The sequence below is a fragment of the Parerythrobacter aestuarii genome (assembly GCF_030140925.1).
GTDB classification, from domain to species: Bacteria; Pseudomonadota; Alphaproteobacteria; order Sphingomonadales; family Sphingomonadaceae; genus Parerythrobacter; species Parerythrobacter aestuarii.
The window spans coordinates 1,442,714-1,461,108 of record NZ_JARBWD010000001.1; the positions used below are offsets into that span (position 1 = coordinate 1,442,714).

An 18,395-nucleotide genomic window follows, 5' to 3' on the forward strand; every position below is an offset into this window, starting at 1 on the left:
GGCCGCCGGACGAGAGTTCGGCGGCCGTTTGCGTTTGGCTCCGAAGGTTAGAGCCGCTCCTGAACCTCGATCCCATCTCCCTCCGGCTCCAGCGAAAACACCATCCCGCCTTCGCCTACGGTGATCTCGCCGTCGAAGTTGTCCTTCGCATCGCCGAGGAACGCCGGATAGATGAAGCTGGTCGGCAGTGGCGGGACCAGGTGAGAAAGCACCAGTCGCTTCACGCCTGCGGCCTGCGCGCTCTTCGCTGCGTCTTCGGGTGAAGCGTGATAGTCGAGGATGTCGCGGGTGATCTTGGCTGTGTTGGCTTGTCCACGCCGCTCCAGCGCAGCGGTCATCTTGCCGACCAGCCGGGGCTGCAGCGCGTCGTGGACGAGGATGTCGGCGCCCTTGGCCGCCTGCTCCAGAGTGGCTGACTTGGCCGCATCGCCGCTGATCACGATCGAACGCCCCTTGTAGTCGAAGCGATAGCCGACTGCCGGCTTCACGGGGTCATGATCGACGCGGAAGGCCGTGATTTTCAGCCCATCGCTATCCAGCACCACCACAGGCGCATCGCCGGTGGCAAAGGGCATCGCCTGCGCGCCCCCGCCGGTAGGAGGGACGATTTCCTCGCCATGGTGCGCGATGCGATAGGTCTTGTCGGTGGCGTAGAAGGCGTTGAAGCCTTCGATGACCGTCTCGACCCCTTCGGGTCCATAGACGGGAAGCGGCGCGGTCGATGTGCCCTGGGTCCAGTAGAGCAGGGCGAGCGGCCCCATGCCATCGATATGGTCGGAATGAAAATGCGTCAGCAGCACGCCGTCGAGGCCGGCAATGTCGAAGCCCATCAGCTGCAAATTGCGTGCGCCGCCTTCGCCGATATCGACGACAAAGGCCTGGTCACCTGCCACCACAACGTTGCACGGCCCGGCGCGATCGGGGTCGGGCAGGGGTGATCCGGTGCCGCACAGGAGCAGGTGCAGGCCGTCGTCCAGAACCATGGTATTGCCGCCAACCCGCGCGTCGATGGCCCGGGCGAACAGCCATTCGCCGATGGGGCGCTGGAACACAGTCACCAAGCTCGCACCGACAACCAGCAGAGCCAACGAGGCGAAAAGCAGTTTGCGTTTCATGTCCTATCTCTCCCATCCACAGCGAGGCCTTTCCCTTTGCGCCACTGTAGCTTGCTCGCTAAGGGACTTGCCAGCCTGAACGCAACACGGATTCTGGAACACCCATGCCCCTCAAATCTGCCAAGCGCATCCTCCTGAAACTTTCAGGCGAAGTGCTGATGGGCGACCAGCAGTTCGGGATTGATCCGTCCTTCGTGCTTGAACTGGCGAAGGAAGTGCAGGCGGCAAAGGATCAGGGCCTTCAGATCTGCCTCGTCATCGGTGGCGGCAATATCTTCCGCGGCATGGCAGGGGCGGCACAGGGGATGGACCGCGCACAGGCCGATTACATGGGCATGCTGGCGACGGTGATGAACGCGCTGGCGATGCAGAGCGCGCTGGAGCAGCTGGGCGTGCCGACCCGGGTACAGAGCGCGATCCAGATGGACCAGGTGTGCGAGCCGGTGATCCGTCGTCGGGCCGAACGGCACCTCGAGAAAGGCCGCGTGGTGATCTTCGCCGCCGGCGTCGGCGCACCCTATTTCACCACTGACAGCGGGGCGGCACTGCGGGCGGCCGAAATGCGTTGCGACGCGCTGCTCAAGGGCACTAGCGTCGACGGGGTCTATGACAGCGATCCCAAGACCAATCCCGATGCAAAGCGCTACGATACGGTGGGTTACGGCAAAGTGCTGGCAGACAATTTGAAGGTCATGGATGCCTCCGCCGTGGCGCTGTGCCGCGACAATGATATTCCGATCGTCGTGTTCTCGATCCGCGAGAAGGGCAATCTTGCCCGCGTGCTTGCGGGCGAAGGCGTGCAGACGGTCGTGCAGAACTGACAAGACTTGAAGACCAGAGGAAATCTGAAATGCCGAAATACGACAAGTCCGATATCGAGCGCCGCATGGCCGGTGCCGTCGAGAGCCTCAAAGGCGATCTCTCGGGCCTGCGCACAGGCCGCGCCAACACCAGCCTGCTCGATCCGGTGGTGTGCGAAGTCTATGGCGCAATGATGCCGCTGAACCAGGTGGCTACGGTTTCGGCCCCAGAGCCGCGCATGCTGAGCGTACAGGTGTGGGACAAGTCCAACCTGAGCGCGGTGGAGAAGGGCATCACCAAGGCCAACCTCGGTCTCAACCCGATGATAGACGGGCAGACCATCCGCCTGCCGATGCCGGACCTGACTGAAGAGCGGCGCAAGGAGCTCGCCAAGCTGGCCGGCCAATATGCGGAGAAAGCCAAGGTGGCGATCCGCAACGTCCGCCGCGATGGCATGGAAGCGCTGAAGGAAGACGAGAAGAAGAAGGAAATCTCCGAGGACGATCGCAAGCGCCTGGAAGACGAGGTCCAGAAACTGACCGACAAATACGTCGCCGAGACCGACAGCGCGGCCGAGGCGAAGGAAAAGGAAATCATGACGCAGTGAGCGTCGTGATACCGGGGGAGAGGCCATGAGCGAGGCGGACAGCCGCGCCCGTCATGTCGCCATAATAATGGATGGCAATGGCCGCTGGGCCAAGCGTCGGCACTTGCCGCGCGCCATGGGCCATCGTCAGGGTGTGGAGGCGGTGCGTCGACTGGTGCGCTCGCTGGAGGGCACCGGAATCGAGTGCCTCACCCTCTATGCCTTCAGCTCGGAAAACTGGAAGCGTTCGGAAGACGAGGTCGATGACTTGATGGACCTGATGCGCAAGTTCATCAAATCCGACCTGCCCGAATTCATCGCCAACGATGTGAAGCTGCATATCCTGGGCGATTGGCGCGCGCTGGCACCGGATATTGTTGCCATGCTTGAGGATGCGCTGGAGAAGACTTCCGGCGGATCGCGTACCATTGCGGTGGCGCTCAACTATGGCGGGCAGGCGGAGATCGTACACGCCGCACGTGCCGCTGCGGCGCAAGGTGAGATCACGCAGGAGAGTATCGAAGCCAACCTGTTTTCCGCCGGGCTGCCGCCGCTTGACCTGCTTATTCGCACAAGTGGCGAAGTGCGATTGTCGAACTTCCTGCTGTGGCAAGCAGCCTATGCCGAAATGCTGTTCGTCGATACGCTGTGGCCTGACTTTACACCTGAGCACCTGCAGCAGGCGCTCGATGACTTTACCAACCGGGAGAGACGCTTTGGCGGACGGTGAGACAGTCGCGATGGAAAAGCCGAAATCGGATCTGCCGGTGCGCCTGGCTTCAGCGCTCGTCATGCTGGCGATCCTCGGCGTGGCGCTGTGGTTCAACAACCCGTACAAGATGTGGCTGATTGTCATCGTCGCATCGATCTGTTTTGTCGAGTTCGTGCTGCTGGTTACCAAGGCGACCCAGAATGTCCCGTTCCGGCTGGCCGGAATCCTGGCAGGGGCGGTCTATATCGGTCTTGCCGGGGTGACGATGGTAAGCCTGCCGTTGCAGGCTTTTGGTGCGGCGATCGGTGTGGTCGTGTTCACGGATGTCTTTGCCTATTTCGCAGGGCGGGCCATTGGCGGCCCCAAGATCGCTCCGAAGATCAGCCCGTCGAAGACCTGGGCCGGGCTGATTGGCGGGATGATCGGAGCAGCGATTTTCGTCACCGGGCTCGCCATGGTGCACTTTTCCATTGGCGGATACACCGTCGGCGACATGATGGCCGAACTGCAGGCCGAATTCGCAGCCATCATCGGGCTCGGCGCAGGGCTGGCGGTGCTGGCGCAATGCGGCGACTTTTTCGAGAGCTGGCTCAAGCGCAAGGCGGGTGTGAAAGACTCTTCGAAGATCATTCCCGGCCATGGGGGCGTGTTCGACCGGATTGATGGCCTCCTGCCGGTGAGCATCGTCATTGGCGCGCTTGCCAATGCGGCGGGCATGGTCTGAGCCGATGCGATCGATTTCCCTCCTCGGTGCAACGGGTTCTGTCGGGACCTCGACGCTCGAGCTGATCCGGCAGAGCCGCGCCGCATGGCGGGTCGAGGCGCTGACCGCCAACTGCAACGTCGCCGAGCTGGCGGCGCTGGCGCGGGAGTTCGAGGCCAAGGTGGCGGTTGTGGCGGACGAGAGCTGCCTCGACGATTTGCGCGAGGCGCTGGCAGGGAGCGGGATCGAGGCAGCCGGGGGCCGGGCGGCACTGTGCGAAGCGGCATCGCGCCCGGTCGACATCACCGTGGCGGCGATCGTCGGTTGCGCCGGGCTTGGCCCGGTGATGGCGGCAATCGACCAGGGTGGCACCATCGCGCTCGCCAACAAGGAAGCGCTGGTTTCCGCCGGCGATGTCATGACAGCGGCCGTGGCAAAACACGGCGCGACGTTGCTGCCGGTCGACAGCGAGCACAATGCGATCTTCCAGTGCCTGGCTGGCAATGCCATCGAAGATGTCCGCTGGATCACTCTGACCGCTAGCGGTGGCCCCCTGCGCACAATGTCTATGGAGGAACTGCACGCGGTTACCCCGGCGCAGGCGGTGGCGCATCCCAACTGGTCGATGGGTGCCAAGATCAGCGTCGACAGCGCCACGATGATGAACAAGGGCCTCGAGTTCATCGAAGCGCATCACCTGTTCCCGGTCGGGCTCGACAGGATCAGGATCGTTGTCCACCCGCAGAGCGTTATCCATTCGATGGTTGAATATCGCGACGGATCGACACTGGCTCAGCTGGGCCCTTCGGACATGAGGGTACCGATCGCTTCGTGCCTGGCGTGGCCTCGCCGGATGGAGACTCCGTGCGCACCGCTCGACCTCGTGGCGCAGGGCGAACTGACCTTTTTCGCGCCTGACGAGGAGCGTTTCCCCGCCACCCGGCTGGCGCGCGAGGCGGTGCAGGCGGGCGGGGCGGCTCCGGCGACACTCAACGCCGCCAACGAGGTCGCCGTCGCGTCATTCCTCGCCGGTCACATCCCGTTCACCCGGATTGCGCTATCGGTGGAGGAAGTCCTCAACCAATCCGCTGTAACTTGTGCGCCGACTTCGCTCGACGAGGTCCTTGCGGTAGACAGCGAAGCGCGGGAGCGCACGAGCGCCCTGCTGGAGAGTGCCTGAATGATCGAATCGCCGCCTTTCTGGATGTATATCCTCGGCTTCCTGCTGGTGCTGGGGCCGCTCATCACCTTGCATGAGCTGGGCCACTACCTCGTCGGCCGCTGGCTGGGCGTGAAGGCAGAGGCGTTTTCCATCGGCTTCGGCAAGGAGCTGGTCGGGCGCACCGACAGGCACGGCACCCGCTGGAAGATCGCCGCGTTGCCGCTGGGCGGCTATGTCCAGTTCAAGGGCGATATGAATCCCGCTAGCATCCCCGATGGCGATGCAATTGCATCCGCCACCGATGAAGAACGATTGGGTAGCTTCCACCACGCCTTGCTATGGCGCCGTGCTCTGATCGTGCTGGCTGGACCGGTGGCCAACATCCTTGTCACGCTGGCCATCTTCGCCGGGTTTTTCATGGCGGTCGGCTATCCGCAAGCGAAGGATGCCGAGCAGCAGCTTACGATCGCGGGCTTTATGGACGATTCTCCCGCTCAGAAGGCCGGCATCGAGATCGGCGACCGGGTCGTCGCTGTCGAAGGCGAGCCCGTCGAAAAGCTGCAGGATGTGCAGCAGGCGGTGATGCTGTATCCCGATCAACTGCTTCAGATTACCATCCAACGGGGCGGGGCAGAGATGACCTATCCCGTACGTACCATCAGCATGGAAATCGAAGACCGCTTCGGCAACCCCTCCCGGATCGGCCTCATCGGGATTCAGGCTGCGGCCTCGGAAACCGAGTTCGTCCCGCAGGGAATCGGCACATCGTTGGGCCTGGCGGTCGGGGAATCGGTGAAGATGGTCGACATGATGGTCACCGGCATCAAGCAGATCGTGACCGGCCAGCGCTCCGTGCAAGAGCTTGGCGGGCCGATCAAGATCGCCAAATTTTCTGGCGAACAGCTGAGCCTTGGCTGGCTCGCCTTCATCAATTTCGTCGCCCTCATTTCGCTTAACTTGGCGTTCATTAACCTGCTGCCAATCCCGGGGCTCGACGGCGGGCACCTGGCTTTCTACGCGGCAGAGGCTGTCCGCAGGAAACCGGTCGGTCCCCGTGGAATGGAAATGGCGTATCGCACCGGTATGGCGCTCGTAATCGTGCTGATGCTGTTCGTCACTTTCAACGACCTGGTTTCGCTGTCGCCCTTTGGGTGACAGTCGGGGACAGGGAGGCATCAGAGGGCCAAATCGGCACTCTCCTGCTTGATTGGGGGCGACGCATCGGGCAAGGGGCGCGGGATCGATCGATCCGGCAACCGATGCGCCTAGCAGGCGAGTATCCGGGCCGGGACAGAAACTGGACGGGAACATTTCCGCAATGATGGGAACCGATATGGGTTCAACACCTGTTTCGCGCAGCACGATTAGCACCGCCGCGCGTGCCAAGGGACAATGGGCTGCAGCCTTGCTGTCGGGCACTATCCTTGCCGGGCTGCCGGCAGGCGCGCTGGCGCAGGATGCAACGACCCCGGCGCAGCCAACTGCAGGTCAAGCGCAAGCGGAACCGGCCCCGCAGCCGCAGCGCGACATTATCCGCAGCATTGCCGTGGCCGGCGCTCAGCGGCTCGAGCCGGATACCATCCTGACTTATATCCAGCTCCGCCCGGGGCAGGAATATACCCAGGTCGCCGCCGACCAGGCGCTCAAAGATCTCTACGCGACCGAGCTGTTTGCCACCGCCAGTGTGCGTAATGAGAGTGGCAATGTGGTCATTGATGTGGTCGAAAACCCGGTCATCAACCGCATTATCCTGGAGGGCAACAAACGCCTCAAGGAAGACAAGATCGCACCGGAAATCCGGCTTGCCCCGCGCCAGATCTTTACCCGTTCCAAGGTTCGCGCCGACGTTGCTCGCATTATCGAGCTGTACAAGCGCCAGGGTCGCTTTGCCGCCACGGTCGAGCCCAAGACCGTGCAGCTGAGCCAGAACCGCGTCGACCTGGTGTTCGAGATCAACGAAGGCCCCAAGTCCAAGGTTCGCCAGATCAACATCATCGGCAACGATGTGTATTCGGATGGCAAGCTCAAGGGCGAGATGGTGACCAAGGAGTCGCGTCTGAAGAACTTCTTCAGCGGCAACACCAGCTACGACCCGGACCGCCTTGCTTTCGACCAGCAGAAACTGCGCGAATTCTACCTGACCGAAGGCTACGTCGATTTCCGCGTTGTGTCCGCCGTGGCCGAGCTGACGCCGGACAAGAAAGACTTCATCATCACCTACGTGGTCGAGGAAGGCGAACGCTACAAATTCGGCGATGTGAAGGTGCAGTCCAACCTGCGCGACTTTGACAGCGATACCATGACCAGCCAGCTCAATATCGAGCAGGACGCGTGGTATAACGCCAAGACCATCGAAGACATTACCGAGCAGCTGACCGAACTGGCCGGGACCTTCGGCTACGCCTTTGCCGATGTCCGCCCGCAATTCGTCCGCAACAAGGACGATCGGAAGATGAATGTTACGCTGGTCATCAGCGAAGCACCACGCGTCTATGTCGAGCGGATCGACGTCAACGGCAATACGCTGACGCAGGACAAGGTCGTGCGCCGCGAGTTCCGCCTCGCTGAAGGTGATGCGTTCAACTCGCTGGGGGTCAAGCGTTCGGCCAACCGCATCAATTCACTGGGCTTCTTCCAGGAGCAGTTCGAGATCGAGCAGAAGGAAACTGCCGATCCCGACCGCATTATCCTCGAAGCCAACGTGGAAGAGCAGCCGACTGGCGAGTTGCAGCTTTCCGCGGGGTTCTCTTCGATCGAGAGCTTCCTGCTTTCGGCTTCCATCCGCCAGCGCAACTTCCGCGGTCGCGGGCAGACCGTTGGTGCCAGCGTGCAGTGGTCGCGCTATTCGCGCTCGGTCAATTTGAGCTTCACAGAGCCCTATGTCTTCGACCGCAACATTTCCGCTGGTGTCGACATCTACCGGCGCGACTTCAACAGCTTCAATTTCGTCGGTCGCGACCGGAACACGACCTACAAGAACACCACGACCGGCGGCTCGATCCGGATGGGCGTACCGCTCAGCGAATATCTTTCGCTGGTGGGCAGCTACACGCTCAACTTCGAAGATATCACTCTCGACGAGAACACCTTCTTCGCCGACTTCGATGGTGACGGTGTCCGCACCTGTGAACCGCTGTTGGCAGGACGCTTCCTGTGCGATGTGATCGGCAAGCGTACCGCTTCGATCCTGGGTGCCAACCTGATCTACGACACGCTCAACAGCCGCTACCGCCCGAGCCGTGGCCAGCAAATGACACTGAGTGTCGAATTTGCAGGTGCAGGCGGCGATGTAAAATACATCAAGACCCGCGCCAGCGCGAAGAAGTTCTGGAGCGTCCTGGACGGGTTCATCTTCTCGCTATCGGCAGAAGGCGGTTACATCAAGGGGCTGGAAAACCGCAGCAACCAGCCGGGCATCGACGATGTCCGCCTGACTGATCGCTTCTTCCTGGGTGAACCGCAAATCCGCGGGTTCGACATTCGCGGCGTTGGTCCCCGCGTCCTGCGCCAACCGATTATCGACGATGGCACCGGCAATCCGCTGATCATCACCGATCGCCAGCGCATTGCGGACGATGCCATTGGCGGCAACGCCTATTACCTCGGCCGGGCCGAGCTGGAGATTCCGTTGGGCAGCGGTGCTGCCGACCTCGGCCTGCGGCCTTCGGTGTTCGTCGATATCGGCGCGTTGTTCAATGTCACTACACCGACCCTGCAGCAGAGCCCGTTCCCCGGCGGTCTGGAGTTCCAGATCCGCGATGCCGATGGAAACCCTCTGTTCGTCGATGCGGCCGGGATCCCGACGCTCGACGCAGTCGACCCGACCACCGGCGACCCCAATTCGCCGCTTAACCAGACAATCGATCCCTTCCAGGAAATTTTCCTCGGCGATACGCCGAGCCCGCGCATCTCGGCCGGGATCGGGGTCAACTGGAATTCGCCCTTCGGTCCGTTCCGGATCGACTTCGCCTATGCCCTCAAGAAGGTGGAAGGCGACGACACCAAACTCTTCAGCTTCAACGTAGGAACACAGTTCTAATGAAACTTTTCACCAAGACTTCGCTCGCCACAGCTCTCGCGCTGGGTGCGACTGCAGCTATTGCCGTTCCGGCGCACGCGCAGGTTGCCGGCATCGCCACCTCCAGCCCGGAAGCGACGATCCTCCAATCGCAGGCGCGCATCAATGCCTACCAGCAGATCAGCACGACCTATGCTGCGCAGATCCAGCAGATCACCACAATGCGCAACGAGATCAACACGCTGCAGCAGGGCCTCGACACCAATGGTGACCGCACTGTCACTCAGGCCGAGATCGACGCCCAGCCTGCGGTCTGGTCGCAGATCGAAGCCAAGGAACAGCAGGTCGAGCAGGTATCCATGCCGATCCTGATGGCGCAATACTATGTGCTTGAGCAGCTGCTGGAGCGCTATGGCGCGGCGCAGAACCAGGTCATCCAGCAGAAGAACATCCAGATCATGCTGACGCCGGAAGCGTTCCAGTACGCTGCCGAAGGTGCCAATGTGACGCCCGATATCCTCGCCGCGCTCAACACCATGGTTCCGACGGTTACGACCACTCCGCCGAGCCAGTACCAGCCGCGCCGCGATGTCGTGCAGCTGCACCAGACCATCCAGCAGCTGATCATTGCTGCGGCTCGCCAGCAGGCGGCGACGCAGCAGGCGCAGGGTGCACAGCAGCCGGCTCCGCAGCAGCCGTCCGGCCGCTAAGCGACAGACAAGGGGGCAGCGGTCATGAGCGAACAGGGTTCTTACGACATCCAGCAGGTGCTGAAGGCCCTGCCGCATCGCTATCCGTTGCTCCTTGTCGACCGGGTCAAGTCGATGACCCTGGGCGAACGTATCCACGCCGTGAAGGGCGTGACGATGAACGAAGAGTTCTTCCAGGGCCATTTCCCCGGTGCGCCGATCATGCCGGGCGTGTTGCAGATCGAAGCCATGGCGCAAGCCGCTGCAATCCTGGGCATAGAAACCCTCGAGCTTGCTGGCACCGGCAAGCTGGTGTTCTTCATGGGCATCGAGAGCGCCAAGTTCCGCAAGCCGGTAACGCCGGGCTGCCTGCTCGATCTCGAAGTCGAGTTCACGCAGAAGCGTAGCCGGGTCTACAAGTTCGCCGGCAAGGCCAGCGTCGAAGGCGCGGTCACTAGCGAAGCCGAATTCACCGCCATGATCGCGGATCCGCCTGCATAGTTTGTTTTTCGCACGCCCATCCGGGCGCGCGTCCTCGGTGCTGTTCCTCCTTTCAGTCGGGCACCTGCGGGGCGCGCGGTCGCGCTTGCCGGGCCTCCACCGGCCCGGTGTTCCACAGCAAATTCTCAACGTTTTGGCTTGGTCGCGGAGCACGGTCGGCGACCAGCCGACCGCAAGGCCGACCGGCCGCCCGCAGCGATTGGGCCGCAAGGCCCCTTGAGCGAGGACACCGCACGACGGAGGTCGTGCGAAAAACAAGAACTCAAAAGGTTGCGCCGAAGCGTCAACATCGCTATCGGCCCCCATCCAATTTTGACAGCGCGTCCGGTCGGAACCGGGCACAAGCTACGAAGGACGAAGACCATGAAGGCCGAAGGGCACCCCGATTATCACATGATCACGGTCAAGATGACCGATGGTACCGAATTCCAGACCCGCTCGACCTGGGGCAGCGAAGGCGAAACGCTCGCGCTCGAGATCGACCCGACCAGCCACCCGGCCTGGACCGGGGGCAAGCAGCAGCTGCAGGAAGGTGGCCGCGTAGCAGCCTTCAACAAGCGCTTCGGTGGGCTCAGCCTCAAGAAGTAGGCTGGCAAACAGTTTGCAGCTTTGGCTGCGAGGGAAGGGCGGTCCGACGGGGCGGCCTTTTTCGTATCGGCTGCCCTGGCTTCAGCCGCCCTGTCTTAGGCGCAATTGATGCAGCGGGTGGCGATCGGGCGAGCCTTTAGCCGCTCGGCAGGGATTGGCTCACCGCATTTGGCGCAGCTCCCGTAGGTCCCGTTTTCAATGCGTGCGAGAGCGTAACGCACTTGCTGGATTTCCTCGCGCAGCACGTCATCAACGCCTTCCAGCGCTTCGTCATCCGCGAGATCCTGGGCCTGTTCGCTGAAATCCGCATCGAGCGGGCCGCGCAGGTCGTCTTCGATAACCTCAGCGCGTTGCAGCAGGTCTGCAAGGCGTGCTTCGAGCTGGGTCTTGAACTCGGCAAAATCAGTCATCACCATCCCCATGGCCGTTCGCGATACCACTTGGTTATCACATATTTCAGGCCTCTGCGCACTTTCATGCCGTGATGCATTGTATTGACATTGCCGACTTTGCTCCCGGTCAAATCCGGCTTGCGGTTGTCCCAGCACAGCAGCTTGCCGGTTTCTGGCTTGAAACTCTTCCTGACCATCTTGAAGCGAGTAGCGCCGCCGGCTTCGACATCGTTCAGGTAAATCATGAAGGTCCATGTGCGCTGGCCGGCGACCGAGCAATATTTCTCCCAATCCTGACCCTGCGGATTGAACCAGTCGACATGGGCCTTGAATTCCTGCCCGATGTCGTAGCGTTGCCCCTGTACCGGCTCGCCATACGTCGGGTCGATCCCGCTCAGTTCCTCCAGCATGGCTTCGAGGCGTTCGACACTTGGGTCACCGGCATCAAGATCGCAGGTTTCGCTGGTGCGAAAGTAATCATCGCCATTGTGGTCGGCCAAAGTAGATGGCCGGCGGCCCGCTTCGATCAGGTCAATCAGTTTTGCACATAGTTCGGGTGGCAAGAAGGCCTTGCGCTGGAACAGGTCGAGCTTTTCATATGGCAGGCGTTGGACACCTCCATACTGCGCCAGTCGCTCGTTCGAGGATTCGCCTGGATGAACCATGGAAACGGTGTCTAGCCGTCCACCGCTGCTTCGCAAGCTGCGACATAATGTTGCGCCCGAAGCCCCGGATGCAAGTTTTCACTTCACAACCGGGGCGCTCTGTGCAACAGGCTCGCGCCCGCTTTCGCTGGCCCTTGACGGGGCGGCGCATGGGCGTATCAGCCCCGCCTGCACGGCTTGTCTGGGGCTTGTGGCGATCGTAGCTCAGTTGGTTAGAGCGCCGGTTTGTGGTACCGGAGGTCGCGGGTTCGAACCCCGTCGATCGCCCCATCTTCCCCAGCATCCCTGCGATGATTTTCCCGCAAGCAAGGGCAGGGGACGATGAACGCGATGACGGCATTCTGGACCGAGGCGGACTATGACGACCATGAGCTGGTGCAGCTCGTGCGCGACGCGAAATCGGGCCTGACCGCGATTATCGCGATCCATTCGACCCATCTCGGCCCGGGTGCAGGCGGCACACGCTTCTGGCACTATTCCGAGCCGAAGGCCGCGATGCGCGATGCGCTGCGCCTCAGCCGCGGGATGAGTTACAAGAACGCTATGGCGGGGCTGCCGATGGGTGGTGGCAAGGCTGTGATCCTGGCCGATGAAGCCCGCACGAAGACGCCCGAGCTGCTTGCAGCTTTTGGCGACGCGGTCGAAGGCCTGGGCGGCAAGTATGTCACTGCAGAGGACGTCGGCATTACCGAGGCAGACATGGTCGCCGTTTCGGAACGCACCCGGTTTGTTTCCGGTCTGCCGGTCGAAGGCGAAGGCTCAGCGGGAGGTGACCCGGGGCCATTTACAGCGATGGGCATCTATCTCGGCATCAAGGCTGCCGTGAAACACAAGCTGGGCAAAGACAGCGTCGAAGGCGTTCATATCGCAGTGCAAGGCACCGGCAGCGTCGGTGGCGGAGTTGCCCGCTTGCTGGCCAAGGATGGCGCGCAGTTGACTCTCTCCGACATCAATGAAGAGCGGGCCCAGGCCATGGCCCGCGATCTGGGCGGCGAATTTGTTGCACCCGACGCGATAATGAGCACCGCTTGTGACGTTTTCAGCCCCAACGCGCTGGGCGCGATCCTCGACGATGAAGGTATCGCCTGCCTGGACTGTGCCATCGTCGCAGGCGGCGCGAACAACCAGTTTGCCCGGGCGAAGCACGGCGCGATGTTGTCCGAGCGTGGCATCCTTTACGCGCCCGACTATGTCATCAATGCCGGTGGTATCATCAGTGTGGCGCAGGAATATCTCGATCGGCAGCAGGGTGAAAAGGGCGGCATTAACGAAGTGCGCAAGCGCATCGCTCAGATCCCTGCGCGACTGACGCAAATCTGGCAGGAAAGCGAAGCCACCGGCGTCTCTTCGGATGTCGTAGCCGACCGCATGGCGCAAAAGCTGATCGGTCGCTGATACGGACTTGCGGACGTGCTTGCAGGGCAGTGCGGGGCTAGGTAAGGCAACCGCCCAAGCCATGCATGCTTTTGCCAATCCCAAACGATTCCTGTCGCTTGCCAACTGGTTGACCCCGCTTTTGCTGGTGGCCGGGCTAGTGACGACAGCCGGAGCGTTGTGGTGGGGGCTGACGCAGGTCCCGCCTGACCGACTGATGGGCGAAACCGTACGGATCCTCTTTATCCATGTTCCCAGCGCGTGGCTGGGTATGGGCGGGTGGACCGCGATAGCAATCTCGAGCCTCGTCTACCTTGTCTGGCGCCACCCGCTCGCTGCCATTGCTGCACGTGCTTCAGCACTGCCGGGCATGGTCTTCACCGCTATCTGTCTTGCCACCGGATCGATCTGGGGCCGCCCGACCTGGGGCACCTGGTGGGTATGGGACGGGCGGCTGACCAGCATGCTGGTGCTGCTGTTCCTCTATGCCGGTTACATGGCGCTGGCCCAGGCGAGCGAGCGCGAAGGTGCCTCCTCGCGCATCCCGGCCATCTTCGGGCTGGTTGGTGCCATCAATATCCCGATTATCAATCGCAGCGTGGTGTGGTGGAATTCACTCCACCAGCCACCTTCGATCACCATGGGCAAAAGCGCCATAGCGCCTGAATTCCTTTGGCCGCTGCTGATTGCGACGCTGGGCTTCTCCCTGATTTTCGGAGGCGTTGTGCTCGCGCGGATGCGTGCGATCCTCGCGGATGTGCAGACCGAGGCGCGCCTCCGCCGCAGGGCGATGGAGGCGGTCTGATGCGCGAAGCATTGGATCAATGGGACTTTGTGGTGGCAGCGTACACGCTGGGAATCACGGGAACGCTCGCCACTGTGGTGTGGAGCTGGCTGGCCATGAGGCGGGCGGAAGCTCGCCGCGAGGAGGCGCGCAGGAAATGACCGGTGCTCTCAAACCCAAGCACCAGCGATTGGTGTTGGTCATCATTGCCCTGGTCGCTCTGTTGGGGGCAGGATTGCTCGCGGCCTGGGCCCTGCGCAATCAAGCCAGCTATTTTTACGTGCCAAGCGAGATCCTGGCCGAGAAGCCGGGACCGGACCGGGCGGTAAGGTTGGGCGGCATGGTGCAGGCAGGATCGCTCGAAACCCTTGCAGATGGCGTGACAGTGGCATTCGTGGTGGGCGATGGTGAAGCCACTGTGCCGGTGCGCTATGCCGGGATCCTGCCCGACCTGTTCGTGGAAGGCTCCGGCGTAGTAGCAGAAGGTCGTTACCAGCCCGACGGCACATTCGAGGCTGACAATCTCCTCGCCAAGCATGATGAAAATTACGTCCCGCGTGAATTGCAGGACATGGAAGAGCATCAGGCACCGCCTTCGCTGGAGGAGAGTGCGCCCTCGTGATGGCCGAACTGGGCCTTGCCGCGCTCTGGCTCGCCGCCGCGCTAAGTTTCGCGCAGCTCGCGTGCGGCGCGCTGGCGTTGCGTGATCAGGGTGCGGATGTCGGAGCGCTCACGCGCCCACTTGCAATGCTGCAGGGCCTGCTGCTGGGGGTCGCTTTCCTCTGCCTACTTCATGTTTTCGCGATCACGGATCTCTCGGTGAAGCTGGTAGCGACCAATTCACACGTCGACAAACCGCTGATCTTCAAGCTCAGTGGGGCGTGGGGAAACCATGAAGGCTCGATGTTGCTGTGGGTCACGGTGATGGCACTGGCAGGTGCGTTGATCGCCTGGCTGGAAAGGCGTTTGCCCGAACGCACCATGCAGGCGACATTGGCCGCGCAAGGTTTCGTGGCGATGGGCTTTTACGCCTTCCTGCTGTTCGCTTCCAACCCGTTCGAACGCCTGCCGACGCCGGCGCCGACTGGGGCCGGGCTCAACCCCCTGTTGCAAGACATCGGCTTGGCCTTCCACCCGCCCACCTTGTATATCGGTTATGTCGGGCTGTCGGTGGCCTTCAGCTTCGTTGTTGGCGCGCTACTGACGCGGCAGGTTACGCCCGATTTCGCCCGCGCCATGCGGGTGTGGGTGCTGGGGGCCTGGGTCTTTCTTACCATCGGCATCACCGCCGGCTCCTATTGGGCCTATTACGAGCTTGGCTGGGGCGGCTATTGGTTCTGGGACCCGGTAGAGAACGCTTCTTTGATGCCGTGGCTGGCAGCAACCGCCCTGCTGCATTCGGTCAGCGTGCTGGCGGCGCGCGACGCGCTGCGGACGTGGACGGTGCTGCTCGGCGTAGTGGCGTTTTCCATGAGCATGCTTGGCACATTCATGGTTCGGTCGGGCGTTCTTACCAGCGTGCACGCTTTTGCCGTCGATCCTGAGCGCGGGGCGTTCATCCTCGCGCTTCTGGCGATCTACGTTGGGGGGGCGCTCGTACTTTTTGCTATGCGCGCCGGCGTCATTGCCGAGGGTGAGCGCTTCGCCCTGGCGAGCCGTGAAAGCGCGCTGGTGTTCAATAATGTGATGCTGAGTGCGATCCTTGGGGTGGTGCTGCTTGGCACCTTCTACCCGTTGCTGACGGAAGCAATGGGGACACGCGTGTCGGTTGGTCCGCCCTATTTCAACCCGGTCGCGGCCATTTTCACAGTGCCCATGCTGCTGGTGCTGTGCGTAGGTCCGCTGCTGCGCTGGCGACGCGACAGGTTGCAGCGGATCGGTCGGCCGATGGCGATTTGTGCCGCAGTGCTCGTCGCCGTGCTCGTCCTGGCCGGTCTGCTGGGAGATATGGGCATCCTGCCGCTCATCGGGATGGCACTGGCGATTGCGCTCGCTGTGGCAAGCATCCAGCCGCTGATGGGGCGCAAGCTGCTGCGCTATCCACTCGCCAGCTGGGGCATGGTGCTGGCGCATCTGGGCGTGGCTGTCGCTCTGTTCGGCATGGCCAGCGAAGCGGCGTTCACCAAGGAGAAGCTCGCAGCGCTGAGTCCTGGTGAAAAGGTGGTTGTGGGCGAGTGGGTGATCGAATTGCAGGGCGTCTCGCCGACCGCCGGGCCCAACTGGACAGCGCTCGAAGCACGCTTGCTCGCCAGCTACGACGGCGGAGAGCCGCAACTGCTGCGCCCGCAAGCGCGCACTTTCACAGATCCGGTGCAGGAAACAACCGAAAGCGCGCTCGATACGCGCTGGAATGGACAGCTTTACGCCGTTTTGGGTGATGCTACACAAGATGGTCGCTGGCAGGTCAGGCTCTGGTGGAAGCCCTTTGTGACGCTGATCTGGTATGGCGGGCTGCTGATCGCGCTGGGCGGCGTCTTCGCCATCCTCGGGCATATGATCGCTTATCTGCGCAAATCGGAAATCCTGCGCCAGATCGCGATCCGCAAGGGGCGGGAGGGCAAGGCATGAACCGCTGGCTGATCTGGATTCCCGCAGCGCTGTTCGCCTTCTTTGTCGGCATTGCCGGCTACCAGCTGACCCAGCCGCGCGACGAAACCGTGCGCAGCGCCATGGTTGGCAAGTCGCTCCCGCGCTTCGACCTGCCCGGGCAAACCGATGATGCGCCGCGCGTGACCGATGCGATCTTTCGCGATGGCCAGCCCAAGCTGCTAAACGTCTGGGCCAGCTGGTGTGCCCCGTGCATTGCCGAAGCGCCTTATCTCGATGCCCTAAAGGCGCAAGGCGCAACCATTGTCGGGGTGGCGATCCGCGACAAGCCTGAAGATATTGCGGGCTTTCTCGCGCGCTATGGAGACCCCTATGCCGTGGTCGCGCGGGACGATATTTCCGAAGTCCAGCTCGGCATCGGGTCGAGCGGGGTCCCGGAAACCTTCGTGATCGATGGCAAGGGCAATATCACCCACCAGCACATCGGCGACGTGAGGGCTGGCGATGTCGCCATGTTGCTGCAGAAGCTGGAGGAAGCACGGTGATCCGTTTGTTTTCACTCGTTTTTGCGCTGCTGGCGGCACCGGCCCTTGCACAATCGGATATGCCCGATGCTCCCTACGCCAATGTGCAGTTGGAAGACCCATCGCAGGAAGCCGAAGCGCTCGAATTGATGGCAACCCTGCGCTGCCTGACTTGCCAGTCGCAATCGATTCATGACAGCGATGCGCCGATTGCAGGCGATATGCGCCATCAGGTCCGTTCCCGTATCCTTGCCGGGGAAGAGCCGGAGAATATCCGCGCGTGGATGATAGAGCGCTATGGTGACTACATCAGCTACGAACCAACAGTGAATGCGAGCACCTGGCCCCTGTTTGTGGTGCCGGTGCTGTTGCTGCTTGCCGCCATGGGCTTGTTCTGGCGCAGGATGCGGCGGGCATGACGGGCTGGCTGGCGATCATCGGGCTGGCGATTGTTGCCTTTCTGGCTGGGTTGCTCCTGCTCAAAGGGCATCGCCAGTTGTGGACACTGCTGGCGGCTGTACTGGTGTTCGGGCTGGCTGGCTATGCCTGGCAAGGCTCGCCCAGCTACCCGGCCGCTCCTGCAGAGGCGATGGAGAACGGTCCGCAGGGGAATCCTGCCCTGGTCGATGCCCGCCGTGAATTCTTTAGTGAAGCGGACGTGCCGGCGCACTTCATCACAGTTGCCGATGGTTTTGCCCGCAAAGGCGATTTCGAACGTGCGGCGCAGATCCTGCAGCAAGTAGTGGCCGAAGATCCTGACAACGGCGAGGCTTGGCTGGCGCTGAGCATTGCCTTGACCGAACATGCCCGGGGTCGATTAACGAAGCCTGCCGTGTTCGCGCTCCAGCGATCGTATGAAACGCTGAAGGACAGTCCGGCCCCGGCCTTCTTTGATGGGGTCAATGCCTTGCGGACCGGCGACGCCCCGACAGCGCGCGACATCTGGGCCGATGCTCTGGCCGCGAGCGACGAGGATACGCCTGGGCACGCTTTTCTTGCCGAGCGTGTTGCCGGGATCGACCAGCTGATCGATGCGGTGATGGCGCAGCAACAAGGCGTGACGTTGCCTCCAGTCGCGCCGCCTGCCGCCCCGGCAGCGGCAGGGCCGCAGCCGGAGTGACATATTGCATGCCCCGGGCAGGGCTGCTAGGCGCGCGCGTCGCTGCGGGCTTGGGAGAAGTCGGTTGCAGGCATCGCAATTTGCGCCATCAGCCATAGGGTCGGAACCACCGGT

The 18,395-nt window shown here is 62.2% G+C and carries 21 protein-coding genes and 1 tRNA gene; 19 read left to right on the top strand and 3 right to left on the bottom strand.

The window, feature by feature from the left end:
- Positions 1-47 precede the first annotated feature (47 nt).
- Positions 48-1,115 carry an MBL fold metallo-hydrolase gene (locus tag QPW08_RS07085; RefSeq protein WP_284125029.1) on the bottom strand — a complete coding sequence of 356 codons (1,068 nt, stop codon included), beginning with the start codon at positions 1,113-1,115 and terminating at the stop codon, positions 48-50.
- Positions 1,116-1,219: 104 nt separating this feature from the next.
- Here QPW08_RS07085 and pyrH point away from each other — a divergent pair, with 104 nt between their 5' ends.
- The 10 genes from pyrH to rpmE all read left to right on the top strand — a co-directional run bounded on the left by pyrH (position 1,220) and on the right by rpmE (position 10,875).
- On the top strand, positions 1,220-1,936 hold the full coding sequence (pyrH, locus tag QPW08_RS07090) for a UMP kinase (protein ID WP_284125030.1): 717 nt from the start codon (positions 1,220-1,222) through the stop codon (positions 1,934-1,936).
- Positions 1,937-1,965: 29 nt separating this feature from the next.
- Entirely contained in the window at positions 1,966-2,523 is a 558-nt protein-coding gene (frr, locus tag QPW08_RS07095; protein ID WP_284125031.1) for a ribosome recycling factor, read from the top strand.
- A 25-nt stretch (positions 2,524-2,548) separates the two neighbouring features.
- Positions 2,549-3,232 carry a polyprenyl diphosphate synthase gene (gene uppS / locus QPW08_RS07100; RefSeq protein ID WP_284125032.1) on the top strand — a complete coding sequence of 228 codons (684 nt, stop codon included), beginning with the start codon at positions 2,549-2,551 and terminating at the stop codon, positions 3,230-3,232.
- Positions 3,219-3,938 (top strand): phosphatidate cytidylyltransferase, encoded by a 720-nt coding sequence (locus QPW08_RS07105; RefSeq protein ID WP_284125033.1) that lies wholly within the window; start codon positions 3,219-3,221, stop codon positions 3,936-3,938. Before uppS ends, QPW08_RS07105 begins: the two co-directional genes overlap by 14 nt.
- A 4-nt stretch (positions 3,939-3,942) precedes the next feature.
- Positions 3,943-5,097, top strand: coding sequence for a 1-deoxy-D-xylulose-5-phosphate reductoisomerase (gene dxr / locus QPW08_RS07110; RefSeq protein WP_284125034.1), 1,155 nt, complete (start codon positions 3,943-3,945; stop codon positions 5,095-5,097).
- Complete coding sequence (rseP, locus tag QPW08_RS07115) at positions 5,098-6,234, top strand: RIP metalloprotease RseP (RefSeq protein WP_284125035.1); 1,137 nt, start codon at positions 5,098-5,100, stop codon at positions 6,232-6,234.
- Positions 6,235-6,412: 178 nt separating this feature from the next.
- Positions 6,413-9,118, top strand: coding sequence for an outer membrane protein assembly factor BamA (gene bamA, locus QPW08_RS07120; RefSeq protein ID WP_284125036.1), 2,706 nt, complete (start codon positions 6,413-6,415; stop codon positions 9,116-9,118).
- Positions 9,118-9,807 carry an OmpH family outer membrane protein gene (locus tag QPW08_RS07125; protein WP_284125037.1) on the top strand — a complete coding sequence of 230 codons (690 nt, stop codon included), beginning with the start codon at positions 9,118-9,120 and terminating at the stop codon, positions 9,805-9,807. The genes bamA and QPW08_RS07125 overlap by 1 nt, the downstream gene beginning before the upstream one ends.
- A gap of 24 nt (positions 9,808-9,831) precedes the next feature.
- A complete protein-coding gene (gene fabZ / locus QPW08_RS07130; RefSeq protein ID WP_284125038.1) occupies positions 9,832-10,287 on the top strand; it encodes a 3-hydroxyacyl-ACP dehydratase FabZ in 456 nt (151 codons plus the stop codon).
- Positions 10,288-10,650: 363 nt separating this feature from the next.
- Complete coding sequence (rpmE, locus tag QPW08_RS07135) at positions 10,651-10,875, top strand: 50S ribosomal protein L31 (RefSeq protein WP_284125039.1); 225 nt, start codon at positions 10,651-10,653, stop codon at positions 10,873-10,875.
- Positions 10,876-10,970: 95 nt separating this feature from the next.
- Here rpmE and QPW08_RS07140 read toward each other — a convergent pair whose 3' ends face one another.
- Together QPW08_RS07140 and QPW08_RS07145 are read right to left on the bottom strand one after the other, a co-directional pair.
- Complete coding sequence (locus QPW08_RS07140) at positions 10,971-11,285, bottom strand: TraR/DksA family transcriptional regulator (protein ID WP_284125040.1); 315 nt, start codon at positions 11,283-11,285, stop codon at positions 10,971-10,973.
- Positions 11,285-11,932 carry a prolyl hydroxylase family protein gene (locus tag QPW08_RS07145; protein WP_284125041.1) on the bottom strand — a complete coding sequence of 216 codons (648 nt, stop codon included), beginning with the start codon at positions 11,930-11,932 and terminating at the stop codon, positions 11,285-11,287. Before QPW08_RS07145 ends, QPW08_RS07140 begins: the two co-directional genes overlap by 1 nt.
- Before the next feature lie 193 nt (positions 11,933-12,125).
- Here QPW08_RS07145 and QPW08_RS07150 point away from each other — a divergent pair.
- The 9 genes from QPW08_RS07150 (at position 12,126) to QPW08_RS07190 (ending at position 18,281) form a co-directional block, all read left to right on the top strand.
- Positions 12,126-12,202 (top strand) — tRNA-His (locus QPW08_RS07150).
- A gap of 60 nt (positions 12,203-12,262) precedes the next feature.
- Positions 12,263-13,327, top strand: coding sequence for a Leu/Phe/Val dehydrogenase (locus QPW08_RS07155; RefSeq protein ID WP_284126315.1), 1,065 nt, complete (start codon positions 12,263-12,265; stop codon positions 13,325-13,327).
- A gap of 61 nt (positions 13,328-13,388) precedes the next feature.
- A complete protein-coding gene (gene ccmC / locus QPW08_RS07160; protein ID WP_284125042.1) occupies positions 13,389-14,111 on the top strand; it encodes a heme ABC transporter permease CcmC in 723 nt (240 codons plus the stop codon).
- A complete protein-coding gene (locus tag QPW08_RS07165) occupies positions 14,111-14,251 on the top strand; it encodes a hypothetical protein (RefSeq protein ID WP_284125043.1) in 141 nt (46 codons plus the stop codon). Before ccmC ends, QPW08_RS07165 begins: the two co-directional genes overlap by 1 nt.
- Positions 14,248-14,712 (top strand): cytochrome c maturation protein CcmE, encoded by a 465-nt coding sequence (gene ccmE / locus QPW08_RS07170; RefSeq protein ID WP_284125044.1) that lies wholly within the window; start codon positions 14,248-14,250, stop codon positions 14,710-14,712. The genes QPW08_RS07165 and ccmE overlap by 4 nt, the downstream gene beginning before the upstream one ends.
- Positions 14,709-16,658 (top strand): heme lyase CcmF/NrfE family subunit, encoded by a 1,950-nt coding sequence (locus QPW08_RS07175; RefSeq protein WP_284125045.1) that lies wholly within the window; start codon positions 14,709-14,711, stop codon positions 16,656-16,658. The genes ccmE and QPW08_RS07175 overlap by 4 nt, the downstream gene beginning before the upstream one ends.
- A complete protein-coding gene (locus QPW08_RS07180) occupies positions 16,655-17,182 on the top strand; it encodes a DsbE family thiol:disulfide interchange protein (protein ID WP_284125046.1) in 528 nt (175 codons plus the stop codon). Before QPW08_RS07175 ends, QPW08_RS07180 begins: the two co-directional genes overlap by 4 nt.
- Complete coding sequence (locus QPW08_RS07185) at positions 17,179-17,580, top strand: cytochrome c-type biogenesis protein (protein WP_284125047.1); 402 nt, start codon at positions 17,179-17,181, stop codon at positions 17,578-17,580. The genes QPW08_RS07180 and QPW08_RS07185 overlap by 4 nt, the downstream gene beginning before the upstream one ends.
- Positions 17,577-18,281 (top strand): tetratricopeptide repeat protein, encoded by a 705-nt coding sequence (locus QPW08_RS07190; protein ID WP_284125048.1) that lies wholly within the window; start codon positions 17,577-17,579, stop codon positions 18,279-18,281. Before QPW08_RS07185 ends, QPW08_RS07190 begins: the two co-directional genes overlap by 4 nt.
- Positions 18,282-18,395 lie beyond the last annotated feature (114 nt).

Bases quoted from the DNA above. Each gene is read 5' to 3' on its own strand.
- QPW08_RS07085 (WP_284125029.1), bottom strand. From the start codon at position 1,115: ATGAAACGCAAACTGCTTTTCGCCTCGTTGGCTCTGCTGGTTGTCGGT.
- QPW08_RS07165 (WP_284125043.1), top strand. From the start codon at position 14,111: ATGCGCGAAGCATTGGATCAATGGGACTTTGTGGTGGCAGCGTACACG.
- QPW08_RS07125 (WP_284125037.1), top strand. From the start codon at position 9,118: ATGAAACTTTTCACCAAGACTTCGCTCGCCACAGCTCTCGCGCTGGGT.
- QPW08_RS07190 (WP_284125048.1), top strand. From the start codon at position 17,577: ATGACGGGCTGGCTGGCGATCATCGGGCTGGCGATTGTTGCCTTTCTG.
- QPW08_RS07145 (WP_284125041.1), bottom strand. From the start codon at position 11,932: ATGGTTCATCCAGGCGAATCCTCGAACGAGCGACTGGCGCAGTATGGA.
- uppS (WP_284125032.1), top strand. From the start codon at position 2,549: ATGAGCGAGGCGGACAGCCGCGCCCGTCATGTCGCCATAATAATGGAT.
- ccmE (WP_284125044.1), top strand. From the start codon at position 14,248: ATGACCGGTGCTCTCAAACCCAAGCACCAGCGATTGGTGTTGGTCATC.
- dxr (WP_284125034.1), top strand. From the start codon at position 3,943: ATGCGATCGATTTCCCTCCTCGGTGCAACGGGTTCTGTCGGGACCTCG.
- rpmE (WP_284125039.1), top strand. From the start codon at position 10,651: ATGAAGGCCGAAGGGCACCCCGATTATCACATGATCACGGTCAAGATG.
- bamA (WP_284125036.1), top strand. From the start codon at position 6,413: ATGGGTTCAACACCTGTTTCGCGCAGCACGATTAGCACCGCCGCGCGT.
- frr (WP_284125031.1), top strand. From the start codon at position 1,966: ATGCCGAAATACGACAAGTCCGATATCGAGCGCCGCATGGCCGGTGCC.
- fabZ (WP_284125038.1), top strand. From the start codon at position 9,832: ATGAGCGAACAGGGTTCTTACGACATCCAGCAGGTGCTGAAGGCCCTG.
- ccmC (WP_284125042.1), top strand. From the start codon at position 13,389: ATGCATGCTTTTGCCAATCCCAAACGATTCCTGTCGCTTGCCAACTGG.
- QPW08_RS07155 (WP_284126315.1), top strand. From the start codon at position 12,263: ATGACGGCATTCTGGACCGAGGCGGACTATGACGACCATGAGCTGGTG.
- rseP (WP_284125035.1), top strand. From the start codon at position 5,098: ATGATCGAATCGCCGCCTTTCTGGATGTATATCCTCGGCTTCCTGCTG.
- QPW08_RS07180 (WP_284125046.1), top strand. From the start codon at position 16,655: ATGAACCGCTGGCTGATCTGGATTCCCGCAGCGCTGTTCGCCTTCTTT.
- QPW08_RS07140 (WP_284125040.1), bottom strand. From the start codon at position 11,285: ATGACTGATTTTGCCGAGTTCAAGACCCAGCTCGAAGCACGCCTTGCA.
- pyrH (WP_284125030.1), top strand. From the start codon at position 1,220: ATGCCCCTCAAATCTGCCAAGCGCATCCTCCTGAAACTTTCAGGCGAA.